9 protein-coding genes are annotated in these 11290 nt (G+C 69.8%); 3 read left to right on the top strand and 6 right to left on the bottom strand.

The window, feature by feature from the left end:
* Positions 1-1160, bottom strand: a 1160-nt coding sequence (locus tag WC493_RS09365) for a hypothetical protein (protein ID WP_373064871.1), incomplete at its 3' end; no start/stop codon positions are given.
* A gap of 251 nt (positions 1161-1411) precedes the next feature.
* Here WC493_RS09365 and WC493_RS09370 point away from each other — a divergent pair.
* The 3 genes from WC493_RS09370 to WC493_RS09380 all read left to right on the top strand — a co-directional run bounded on the left by WC493_RS09370 (position 1412) and on the right by WC493_RS09380 (position 5269).
* Complete coding sequence (locus WC493_RS09370; protein ID WP_373064873.1) at positions 1412-3049, top strand: trypsin-like peptidase domain-containing protein; 1638 nt, start codon at positions 1412-1414, stop codon at positions 3047-3049.
* A gap of 158 nt (positions 3050-3207) precedes the next feature.
* Positions 3208-4464 carry a hypothetical protein gene (locus WC493_RS09375; protein WP_373064875.1) on the top strand — a complete coding sequence of 419 codons (1257 nt, stop codon included), beginning with the start codon at positions 3208-3210 and terminating at the stop codon, positions 4462-4464.
* A gap of 238 nt (positions 4465-4702) precedes the next feature.
* The gene (locus tag WC493_RS09380; RefSeq protein ID WP_373064877.1) at positions 4703-5269 is read left to right on the top strand and encodes a hypothetical protein; all 567 of its coding nucleotides are present in this window, start codon (positions 4703-4705) and stop codon (positions 5267-5269) included.
* Between the two features lie 3 nt (positions 5270-5272).
* Here WC493_RS09380 and msrA read toward each other — a convergent pair whose 3' ends face one another.
* The 5 genes from msrA to WC493_RS09405 form a co-directional block, all read right to left on the bottom strand.
* A complete protein-coding gene (gene msrA / locus WC493_RS09385) occupies positions 5273-5899 on the bottom strand; it encodes a peptide-methionine (S)-S-oxide reductase MsrA (protein WP_373064879.1) in 627 nt (208 codons plus the stop codon).
* A gap of 150 nt (positions 5900-6049) precedes the next feature.
* A complete protein-coding gene (locus WC493_RS09390) occupies positions 6050-7051 on the bottom strand; it encodes an NAD-dependent epimerase/dehydratase family protein (protein ID WP_373064881.1) in 1002 nt (333 codons plus the stop codon).
* Positions 7052-7061: 10 nt separating this feature from the next.
* A complete protein-coding gene (locus tag WC493_RS09395; protein ID WP_373064883.1) occupies positions 7062-8252 on the bottom strand; it encodes a GNAT family N-acetyltransferase in 1191 nt (396 codons plus the stop codon).
* Positions 8249-9490 carry a capsule biosynthesis protein gene (locus WC493_RS09400; protein ID WP_373064885.1) on the bottom strand — a complete coding sequence of 414 codons (1242 nt, stop codon included), beginning with the start codon at positions 9488-9490 and terminating at the stop codon, positions 8249-8251. The genes WC493_RS09395 and WC493_RS09400 overlap by 4 nt, the downstream gene beginning before the upstream one ends.
* A complete protein-coding gene (locus WC493_RS09405; protein WP_373064887.1) occupies positions 9490-11136 on the bottom strand; it encodes a hypothetical protein in 1647 nt (548 codons plus the stop codon). Before WC493_RS09405 ends, WC493_RS09400 begins: the two co-directional genes overlap by 1 nt.
* Positions 11137-11290: the final 154 nt, after the last annotated feature.

Here is an 11290-nt window from a genome sequence, read left to right on the forward strand (position 1 = left end):
ATCGACAGATCCGAGATCTCGTAGCCGTCGATGCGCAGCTTCGAGTAATCGGGGTCGCCGCCGGCCGCCATGGTCTGCAGGGCGGAGCCGACGTCGACGCCGGTGATCGTGAACTTGCCCAGCTTGAAGGCGACGTCCGCCTCGCTGGAGAAGCCTTCGAGGCCCTGCACCGTCACGCTCTGGAAGGCGAGCGACTTCAGCGCCTGGATGTCGACCGTGGCGAGCTTCACCTGATCGTCCGGCCCGGCGAAGCCCGAGGCCTGGAAGTCCTTCAAGGTCGCCTGGTCGGCGCTGATCGCCAGCAGCAGCTTGACGCTCTCGGCATCGGTCGAAGCCATGCCGCCGGCCGAGGAGAGCAGGGTGGCGAGATCGGCGACGCCGATCCCCTTCAGCGACAGGCTGCCGATGGTGACGCCGCCCGCAGCACCCGCTTCCGGCTTGGCCGAGACCGAAGTGACGTCGAGGCCGCCCAGCTTGGCACCGTCGAAGGCCGAGAGCACGATCGAGGCGATGTGCAGCACGGGTTCGGAGCCCTGCGGGCCGCCGGCCACGTTCTTGAAGCCGAAGGACGAGAAGGAGAAGGCCTGCAGCAGGTCTGCGAGATCGGCCGGGGCGAGGGTGCCCAGCGCCGCCAGCGTGGCCGGTGGCGCCTTGGCGAACTGGCGCGCGCCGAGATCGGCGATATCGAGATTCTCGAAGGAGACGCCGCCGCCGGCTTCCGGCCCGATCGTCACTTTGGCCGCGGTCAGATGGCCGGCGAGCGCCAGGCGCTCGGCCGAGGGCGCCTGGCCCGCGGGATAGGAGGCGGCGTTGAAGATCTTCTTCGCATTGGCGGCGAAGGGATTGTCGAGCACCACGGCGCTCAGCTTGACGGCGCCTTCCTCGGTGCCGCCGGCACCCAGGACACCGAAACGCAGCTCGGCGAAGAGCAACTTCTGCGCGCTGCACTCGAGGCCGGAATAGGTCGCCTTCAGCTCGGGCGGCAGGGCGGCGAGGGTGGCGTCGACATCGGCCTTTATCGTGCTGCAATCGAGCGCAGGCGCGGTGCCGGTGGTCATGACACCCGGACCGCTCTCCTTGCCCAGGAAATACCAGCCGGCGGCAGCCCCCACGCCGACCACAACGGCCGTCACGGCGCCAAGGACAATCTTGTTCATCATTTCCCCTCTCGTGGGTCCTGCATAGAGATCGGATTGGGGCCGCCCGCCGGTACCGCCGGGCGGCGGCACCGCCCCAATGCGGGGACCCTTCGGATCGGCAAACTAGCCGAACATCTTGGCGGATGCGAGACAATGGTGCGGATCACACCCGGGCGTCCGGAATCGCGCGATAATGGCGCCCTCGGGGATTGGCCGCGGCCTGGGCTTCGCTTAGGCTGGCGGCCGTGGGGGAATGGGAGCGGGCGCTTTTCATGGCAATTCATCTGCGTCGTGCGACGGCCGCGCTGGCGGCGTTCATCGTGGCTTTCGGGGCCGTGCCGGTCTCGGCCGACGATTCCAAGGGCTCGCTCAGGCCCTCGCGGCCGCGGCCCGAGGCGCCGGCGACGCCGCCCGCCTCCGGCGGCTCGATCGAGGGCGACGACAGCAACGGTTTCACCGATATCGCACAGGGCCGCGACCCCCGCCTTCTGCAGCTCAGCCTGATCTGGGCCGGCTTCTATACCGGAATCGCCAGCGGCCAGATGGACAGTGCCACCGCAAGCGCGGTGAAGGCGTTCCAGAAATCGATCGGCGCGCGCGTCACCGGCCAGCTCACCGACGACCAGTTCGTGCAGCTCCTGCGCGGTGCCGCGGCGGCCCGCGCCAAGGTGGGCTGGACCGCCTATACCAACCAGGACAAGGGCTTCCGGGTCGATTACCCGGCCGTGCTGCTGACCAAGACGAAACCGGGCGACAACGGCGGCCGCATCCTGTCCAGCGCCGATGGCAGCCGGCGGCTCGAGATCGAGATCCTCGATCCGATGAACGATGCCCAGTTCAAGACCCTCTACGATACCGTGCGCGGCCTGCAGGACGGCCAGAAGCGGGTGACCCAGGCGCAACAGACCGCAACCGGCTTCACCTACGAAGGGGCCGACGGCGCCACCCGCTATTCCGGCCGGGTGGAGCGGCGTGTCAACGGCATCGTCGGCGTCACCTATTTCTATCCGACCGCCGACGCGGCCAGCAATGCGGGCCTGGTCGCCGCGATCATGAGCGAATTCGACGTGCCGGACCCCCTCGGCCCGCCCGAAGCGCCGCCCGCCGATGCCGAGATGGGCGTCTACGCCAAGAACGAGGCCCAGGTCGGCAGCACCGAAGGCGGCTCCGACAGCGCCGAAGCGACCCCGGACGAGCCGCGGGCGCCGCCGTCGCGCCCCGATCAACGCCCCCAGCCCCAGCGCCCGCCGCAGGCGGACGGCGGCATCGACCAGGTCTCGCTGCCGACCCTGCCCATGCCGGTGGCGACCCAGACGCTCGATCCCGCCGGGGTCTTCCAGAAGGTGAAGGACGCGGTCTGGGTGGTGGTCGCCGCCCCCATGCGGAACGGCCAGCCCTATCTCGAGGATGGCTACAGCCAGGGCTCGGCCGTGGCGGTCACGGCCCAGCACCTGTTCACCAATTGCCATGTGCTGGAGGGCCAGGAATTCTTCGGCATCTTCCGGAGCGACGACATGTCGGACCTGCGCCCGGTCACGGTGAAGCTCCGCGACGTCGACGGCGACCGCTGCATTCTCCGCGTCGACAAGCCGGACCTGCCGACCTTCGTCTCGATCCGCAGCCATTCAGATGTCGCCGTGGGCGAGCGCGCCTATACGATCGGCGCACCTTCCGGTCTCGACTTGACGCTGGGCGAGGGCCTGGTCTCGGGCAAGCGCCGGCACGAGGGCCAGCAATATGTCCAGACCAGTGCGCCGATCTCGCCCGGCTCCTCCGGTGGCGGCCTGTTCGACGCCCGCGGCAACCTGATCGGCATCACCACTTTCATGTTGCGCGACACGCAGAACTTGAATTTTGCCATCGCAGCGGAAGAATTCCTCCGCCCCGGGGCTTCTGCGGGGGCGCAATAGGGCGAAATCCCGCCATTCAGGGCGCAGACTGACACGTAGGACGGGATTCGGGGCAAATGGTCGGGCTGCGCCGCCCGACCGTCAGCCTTTGGTCAGCTAGAACGGGCTTTTCTGATCGTGAAGTGCCGGGGAGGGCACTTATCGATCGGGAGCCTTCAATGAACAACAAGATCTATAAGAAGTCGGCTCGACTTCTCCTGGCGGGCGCGTCGTTGCTCGCACTCGCCGGGGTCGCCCAGGCGGGGCCCCTCGGCCTCTCGCTCGGCGGCAGCGGCAGCGGGTCCGGCAGTGCCGGTTCGGCCGGCGGCGGCAGTGCCGGGGCCGGCGTGCACCTGGGGGGCGATGTCATGGGCTTGGCCCAGACCCTCGGCACGCTCACGGGCAAAGGTTCGGTGAGCGGGTCGGCCAGTGGCCCGGCGGGCAGTGGCGCCTCGGCCAGCGGCGATGCCTCCTTCAGCCTCGATATCGGCGGTCCGGCCAACGGCGGTGGCGTCGATCTGCCGTTCCGCAGCTTCGCCAACGAATTGCCGGGCCTCGGCTCCGGCGGTCTCGGCGCCGACCAGGCGGGGGCTACGGCCCAGGCGATCGGCGACGCGATCAGCAGCGCCCGCAGTGGGGCGCCTTCGCTGCCGGGCGGCAGCGGCCTGCCGGATCCCGGCTCGCTGGCCTCGGGCCTCCCGTCGGCAGGGGGTGGGATGCCGTCGCTGCCAGGGACGGGCAGCCTGCCGGTGCCGGTCACGGGCTCGCTCTCGCTGCCGGGCGCCGATAGTCTGCCCGGGCTGGACGCCCTGACCTCGGCCCTGCCGTCGCCCTCGGGCGGGCTGCCGTCGCTGCCGGGGGCTGGAAGCCTGCCGGGTGCCGGGAGCTTGCCGGATGCCGGGAGCTTGCCGGATGCTTCGGCCCTGGCCGATCTGACCTCGGTGCTGCCGGGTGGCGGGTCCCTGCCGGATGCTTCGGTGCTGACCGATCTGGCCTCGGCGCTGCCGGGTGGCGGGTCCCTGCCGGATGCTTCGGCGCTGACCGATCTCACCTCGGCGCTGCCGGGGGCAGGCGCACTGCCCGGTGCGCCGCCGCTGCCGGGCGGTCTTTCGGCTGTGCTGGCCGGCGTCGTGATGCTGCCCGGCGCTACGCTGGAGACGGTCACCCGTGTCGTCGCCCTGCTCGAAGAGACCTTGTTGGGTGCTGGTTCGGCGGGTGGCGACCTGCCCGCGCCGGGTGGATTGCCGGCGCTGACCGGCCTGCCTGCCGGCGATCCGGCCAGTGCCGTTCAGGATGTGGTCGGCCAGATCACCGGCGGTGCCGGCGCCTCGCCGCTCGATGGGCTGACCGCGCTCGCCGATCCGACCGGATTGACCGATGCGCTGCCGGCCGCGCCGGCCCCGATCGGCGATCTCGCCGCGCTCGGCGGTTCCTGAGCCGGGGCCTCGCCCGCTCGAATAAGGGCGGAAGGGCAATCCTTCCGCCCACGTTTCATGTATTTACCTTCGTGCAGCTTCGGGCGGTGGCGTAAATCCGTCCACAGCCGCAAATCATCGGAGCGATCGACTGTCGCCGTTAGTGGAGCCGGGGGCGCGATCGTCAGGGAACACTGAGCATCTCTGACGCATTTCATGCTCGAGACCCACGTGGTCTCTCTTCCACAGGGAGTGCATCTTGCGCTACAGCCTCATCGGTCTTCTCAGTGCCAGCGTACCGGTCCTCGTCTTGGCGGGCGCTGCCCATGCCGGGCCGCTCGGCCTGTCGGGCAGCGGCCAGGTCGGTGGCCCGCTCGGCGTCGGGGCCGGCCTCGGCGGCGGCCTTTCGGCTGATCCCGCCGAAGCCCTGCGCCGCCAGCAGGAACTCGATGCCAAGGCCAAGCTCCAGGGTCCCGCGGGGACCTCGGCCCAGGTCGGCGCCGGTGCCTCGACCAGTGGCGGCACTGCCGCCCTGGGCGCCAATGGCGGCGCTGCCGGCAGCAGCGGTACCGCTGATGCCGACATCGTGGTGGATCCCACGGCGGCAACCGGCGCGGCCGTCGATCGTACCACCGGCGCGGCCACGGATGCCGCCCGGGCCGGGGTCGGCACGGCGAAGGCCGCCGCCGGCACTGTCGCCTCGGGCCTGACCCAGGGTGGTGCCGGTGTTGCCGCCGGTGCCAATGCCGGCGTCAAGGCGTCGCCCGGCGTGCTGCCGCCGGTTGCGGTGGGGGCCGGCGGCCAGGCCGCCGCCGGCGTCCAGTAAGTCTCAGCCCTGCTTGAGCTGCCCAGGGAAGTAAGCCTTCAGCTTTTCGACCTTGGGCAGCGCCACATGGGCGATATAGGGCTGGTACGGGTTCCGCGCCGCATAGTCGTGGTGATAGGCCTCGGCCTCGAAGAAGCCGTTCAGTGGCTCCAGCGTGGTCACGACGGGGGCCGTGAAGGCGCCGGCCCGGGTCAGCTGCTCGATATAGGCGGCCGCGGCCCGGCGCTGCGCCTCGTCGGCATAGAAGACGGCCGATCGGTACTGGCGGCCGACGTCGTTGCCCTGGCGGTTCAGCTGCGTCGGGTCGTGCGCGACCGAGAAGAACAGCTTGAGCAGCCGGCCATAGGAGGTGCGGCGCGGGTCGAAGCGCACGCGGATCACCTCGGCGTGGTCGGTCGAGCCGGTGCAGACGGTGCGGTAGTCGGCCGTCTCCGCCGTGCCGCCGGCATAGCCCGGGGCGACCTCGAGAACGCCGTCGACCGCGCGATAGACCGCCTCGGTGCACCAGAAGCAGCCGCCCGCCAGTACCGCTTCCTGCACTTCGGCGGCACCTGCCGCGATGTCCAAGGCGGGATCGGGAAATTCCGCCGGCTTCAGCCCGCGGCCCTGGGGAATCGTACAAACGTTCATGGCATCTCTCCATACCGCGCCGGTCCGGCCCGGCGTGCATAGACAAGTTCGCCGCAGCGACCCGAAAAATTACGGTGCGCGTCCACGAGCCGGACGGTCAAGGGGAGGTAGGCGTGCCGAGGGCCACGGACAAGAGCCCGGCCAGCCGGGTCAGTGTGTCGTCCCGTTGAACCAGGCGGCCGAGCGTGCCATCGCCGCGTCGAAATCGATCCGGTCGCGCAGCCCGCTGGCGCGGCGGATCTTCTCCGCCGAATGGCCGCAGGTGCGCCCGAACATGCGGACCAGCAGGCGGTGCAGCAGGGGCTCCCGCCCGGGCCGCAGGCGATAGGCGAGTTCGAGCGCGCGGGCCGAAGCCTCGGCCACCGCGAAGGGCAGGTCGAGGATCCGCCCGCGGCCGCCGATCAGGCTGCGCAGCCGGGTCAGCAGGGTGGCCCAATCGACGTCGCACTGGTCGCGGACGTTGAAACACTCGCCCCGCGCCGCCTCCGCCTCGGCGGCCCAGAGCATGAGGTCCAGCAGGTTGTCGACATCGGTGAAGCCGCTATTGGCCCGCCCGCCGTCGATCATGAGCATCAGGCCGTTCCGCAATTCGGCGCCGATGCGGGCGACGAATTGCGACTGCGGCCCCATGATGTTGGCCGGGCGCAGCACGGTGACCGGCAGACCCAGGGTCGCCGCCCGCGTGCGCAGCAGGATTTCGCCCGCGAGCTTGCTCTCGCCATAGGGAAAGCCGGCGCCGTCGAGAGGGGCCGTCTCGTCGCAAGGGGCGACCGGGTAGCCGTAGACGTCGACGGTCGAAAGGTGCACCAGCCGGTGCAGCGGCGGCCCGGCGGCCGCGACGGCATCGACCAGATTGGCGACGCCCTGCCGGTTGACCGCCATATAGTCGGCCAAGCGGCCCCAGGTCGCGACATTGGCGGCACAGTGGAAGATCACCTCGCAGCCGGTGACGGCCCGCTTCAGCGCTTCGAGGTCTCCGAGGTCGCCGGTCACCACCTCGATTCCGGCCGCTGCCGGGCCGAGCCGGGCGGGATCGCGTACCAATGCCCGGACCGACCAGCCCTCCGCCGTCAGGCGGTTCAGCAGGTGGCCGCCGACGAAGCCGGTGCCGCCGGTGACCAGGGCCCTGGCGCCGCCCGCCGCCAAACTCATATCGCGGCCCTCACGAGGGTGCCTTTTCGGCGGGCACGGTGGCCTCGGTGCGGCGGCTGCGCTTCGCCTCGGCCTCGCCGCTCTTGAACACGTCGCGCGCCACGATTTCGGGCACGGTGTTCATCACGCTGTAGCCGATGCCGACGAAGGGATTGATGATCCAGGACGGCGCGCGAAGGCCGAGGTCCAGGCGCTCGACCCTGGCGCCCATGTCCAGTTTCACCGGATAGGTGGTCAGGCCCATTTCGATGCTGTTGGCGCCCATCTCGATCGCGGTCCGGATCACCGTCTGGCCAACGTAGATGTAGAGACTGTCGTTGACCGCCTCTTCGCGGCCGAAATACATCCAGCGCAGCAATTCGTGGTCGCGCAGCAGCAGGGCGTGGCCGACCAGTTCGTCGCGGCGGTAGAACAGCAGCACCTTGGTATCGGCGCCGAGTTCGCGCGAGAAGCGGCGGTAGAAGGTCTCGGTCAGCACTTCGCGCTGGAATTCGCTGGCCTGGGTGTGCACCACCATCCATTGCCGGCACAGGGTTTCCGCCAAGTCGTCGAAATCGTCGACCAGGACATGGCGTACGCCCGCTTCCTCGTTGCGGCGCATGTGCTTTGTCACCTTGCTGCGGAAATAGCTCTTCATCGCGGCGAGATAGGCGTCATAGCTCGGCCAGACGATGTCGAGATAGGTGTTCGGCAGGCTGCGCACGAAATGGAAGCCGAGCGCCTTCAGATAGGGCCGCAGGCCATCGGCGTTGCTCTCGAAATCGCGCACCACGAGCAGGAAATGGCGCTCCTTGCGGGCGAGCGTCAGCAGGAAGCGGGCGACCTCGGTGACCGTCCGCTCCGCCGGCAGGCGGTCGCCGATGACGAAGGGCGGGCTGGTCAGGGTGACCGGCGTGCCGCATTCGAGCATCCGCACCATGAGGAAGCCGGGCATCACTCGGCGGATCCAGCCGAGCAGCCGGCGCAGCCAGTCGGGCGCGAAGATCGCAAGGTCGGTGGTGATCGTGTAGAAGGCGACGGCGGCCACCGCCGTGCCCGCATCGTCGCGCAGGACCGCATAGCGATAGGCGAAATCGTTCAGTCCGGACTGTTCGACCACGCGCCAGAGGGCATGGCTCTGGGTGCGCCAGGCGGTCGGCGAAATGCCGTCCCACAGGTCCGCCGGAATGGCCTCGATACTGTCGTAGAGATCGACGTTCATGGTCTTTCCTTGGCGATCAGCCGCTGGGCGACGAGGCCGGCGTCGAGCCGCTCGGCGGCGATCCTGGTGGCGGCCCCGAGGCCCGGTTCGCTGAAGAAGGTACCGCGGATCTGGATGGTCGCCGCCATCGCCGCGAGAAACGCCTGGACGTCGGCCGCCGCGGGCGGCGTCGCCTTCTGCCAGAAGGCGTCCAGGCTGCCTTGGAAGGCGAGGCCGGGAATGTCGTAGACGGCCTGGCCGAGCACCTTGAGCGGCCGCCCGACTTCGAGCGCGGTGACGCCCGAGGTGCTGTTCACCGTGACCATGCCGACCGAGGCCCGGGTGGTCTCCCCCAGCACGCCGCCGTCGATGAAGGCGACCCGGTCGGCGACGCCGTGCTCGGCCGCGAAGCGCCGGGTCAGCTTGCGCCAGTTGCGCAGGCCGGGATCCCAGGGATGGGGTTTGATCATCAGCCAATCGTCGGCGGCCGCATGGCGGGCGAAGGAGGCGATCACCCGGCGCAGCGGCTCGCGCAGGTCGGCGAAGGGTGAATAGGCGACGACCTGGAAATCATGCTCGAGCTGGAGCGGGAAGAAGAAGAAACGCCGCTTTTCCGCGATCATGCGCGCCATCAGCTCGGCCGCCTCGCGCTGGCGTGCCTTGGTGGTCATCAGGCGGCGCGCCATGAAGGGGAAATAGACGAAGGGATTGGCCCGCTTGTCCGAGCGGCGATAGAAGGGGAAGGCCCAGGCGAACAGGATGTTGCCGAAGCTGTAGATCAGGTCGCCGATCGCCATGGTGCGGAAACTGTCGGCGAAGCGGCTGCCGGGCCTCGGTACCGGCGCGCCTTCCGCCAGACGGCGGATGGTCGCGAGGTCGCGCGGGAAGAGGGAGTTGCCCCCCATGCCGTCGGCCTCGAGGGTGACCCAGTCGGGCCGCAGATAGCCGAAGTCGGTCACAGTGACTCGAACGCCGCGTTTCTTGGCTTCGGCGATCGCCACCTTGTGATAGGCCCGCTGCTCACCCAGCAGGACGAGGTCGGTCACCCCTTCGCGTTCGAACAGGCGGCCGATGAAGGCGGGCCAGCCCCGCCGCGTGCCGCGGTAGTTGATCGCCGCCGGACCCTTCCAGAAATACCAGTCGCCGAAGCAGAGATTGACCCCGGTCACCCGGTGGCCGCGGGCCGCCAAGTCGTTGCCGATCCGCGTGAAGAACGGCGACGGCATACCCTGCAGGAAGACGAAGTGCTTGGCGGTCATCAAAGGTCCGACGGGATGGTGGGCTCGGGGCGAGGCCGGAACAGGCGCCGGAACGGACGGGTCAGCCGCCCCTGCCAGCGCCGGAACCACACCAGGGCGGAGAGTCGGTTCGCCGCCGGGTCGGCCAGCCGGGCGATTACTGTCTCGGGCCCGCAGGGCAGACCGGTCAACGGATCGATATAACGCGCATAACGGAGCAGGGTTCCCGCCACCAGTTGTTCCAGGCTCAGGCGGCGGCCACGGCGCGGCGGCGGGTTGCGGTCGTCTGTCAGGCCCCAGCCGGCATAGAAGGGGTGGCCGTAGGTGGTCACCTTCTTGTTGCGCAATAAGGCTTCGAAGCCTGCGAGGGAGGTCAGGCAGTGCAGTTCGGCGACGGCCGAGATCTGCTGCGCCATGGCGCCGCCGCGCACCAGCCGGTCGGCCAGGCGGAGCGCCTCGGCATCGCTGACGGCGCCCGGCCGGTGTCCGGCGTCGACGTCGGGATGCGGCTTGTAGACGATGAAGGCGTCGGGATTGTCGGCCCGGACCCGGCGCAGCAGGTCGATGTTGCTATAGATGCCGGCGCCACCGAGCACAACCGAGCGGTCGTCCTCGACCTGGCCCGGAACCAGGATGGTGCGCCGTCCTTCCGGCAGATCGCAGAAGGGCGGGCCCCCGGCGCCGTATTTGGTCACGCTGCGCTCGACCAGGAGGGCGATCAGATGCCGGCTGCGCGCCAGCTCGGCCGGGTCGAGCTCGATCGTGTCGAGGATGTGCTCGAGCCCGCTCGGCCGTGTGGGATCGAAATAGAGGCCGTCGCTGTCCAGGGTGATCGAGGCGGGCGGGATGAAATCGGCCCCGAGCCCGGCGGAGCGGATGAAGCCGTCCTCGACCCGGATCACCGGCACGCCCTGCGCTCGCGCCTTGCGTGCCAGATCCGCCGGCTCGCGCGATGCCCAGACGGCGATGCCGCCGCCCCGCGCCGCTGCGACCGAGACGGCCCGCCCGGTCGAGCCCAGAAAGGGCGCCGGCGGTCCGCCGCAGCAGAAGAATTCCGCGATGCGGGCGCGCTTCCAGAAGGCCATGCCCATGAAGGCCGCCACCTTGCGATTGTCCCGGTCGAGACGGCGGGCCAGGGCGGCGACCTCGAGGAATGCCTCGAAGCCGGTCGGCGTGCCGTCGTAGGGGTCGGCATAGGCGGTCGCCAGCAGCACTTCGGCGGCGAAGACTTCGGCCAGGGAGCGGTTGCCGCGGCGGGGGATGCGGTCGTCCGTCAGACCCCAGCCGGCATAGAAAGGGCCACCATGGCAGGTTACCTGCCGGCCGGCCATGAGCGCCATGAAGCCGAGCATGTCGGCCACGACATGGACGCGCGCCGCCGCCGCCAGCAGGCCTTGCGGGGCATGGTCACCCAGCAGGACGACGGCACCCCGGGCGCGCAGCAATTCGAGAGCGCCACGGTGCTCCGTCGCGGCCTTGGCGGGCGCCGCCACCAGCACGAGCAGCAGGGCGGTCGTGGGCTGGTGGTCGATCACCGACTCGACCATCTCCGCCACCTCGGTGGGGTCGTCGTCGGCCCCGATCACCATCAGGGCCTCGAAATTCCCGTCCGGTGCCGCGGCACCCCACCAGCAGCCGGCCAGCCCCTCGGCCGCGAGCCGCGACATGCCGGCCTCGGCACGCGCGAGCAGCGCTTCGCCGGCCGACCAAGTGACGTCGCCCAGAAGATCGACGGAATTCGGGAGAGGCGAGGGGGAGATCGGGAGGGCGCGGCGGAAGTCCAGCCATGGCGGGAGGCTCAACAGGGTCCCACGCATCGGC

The sequence above is a fragment of the Zavarzinia sp. genome (assembly GCF_041650655.1).
Lineage (GTDB): Bacteria > Pseudomonadota > Alphaproteobacteria > Zavarziniales > Zavarziniaceae > Zavarzinia.

Coding starts and splice junctions, on each gene's coding strand:
- WC493_RS09395 (WP_373064883.1), bottom strand. CDS start 8,252: ATGAACGTCGATCTCTACGACAGTATCGAGGCCATTCCGGCGGACCTG.
- msrA (WP_373064879.1), bottom strand. CDS start 5,899: ATGAACGTTTGTACGATTCCCCAGGGCCGCGGGCTGAAGCCGGCGGAA.
- WC493_RS09375 (WP_373064875.1), top strand. CDS start 3,208: ATGAACAACAAGATCTATAAGAAGTCGGCTCGACTTCTCCTGGCGGGC.
- WC493_RS09390 (WP_373064881.1), bottom strand. CDS start 7,051: ATGAGTTTGGCGGCGGGCGGCGCCAGGGCCCTGGTCACCGGCGGCACC.
- WC493_RS09370 (WP_373064873.1), top strand. CDS start 1,412: ATGGCAATTCATCTGCGTCGTGCGACGGCCGCGCTGGCGGCGTTCATC.
- WC493_RS09400 (WP_373064885.1), bottom strand. CDS start 9,490: ATGACCGCCAAGCACTTCGTCTTCCTGCAGGGTATGCCGTCGCCGTTC.
- WC493_RS09405 (WP_373064887.1), bottom strand. CDS start 11,136: ATGTCGCGGCTCGCGGCCGAGGGGCTGGCCGGCTGCTGGTGGGGTGCC.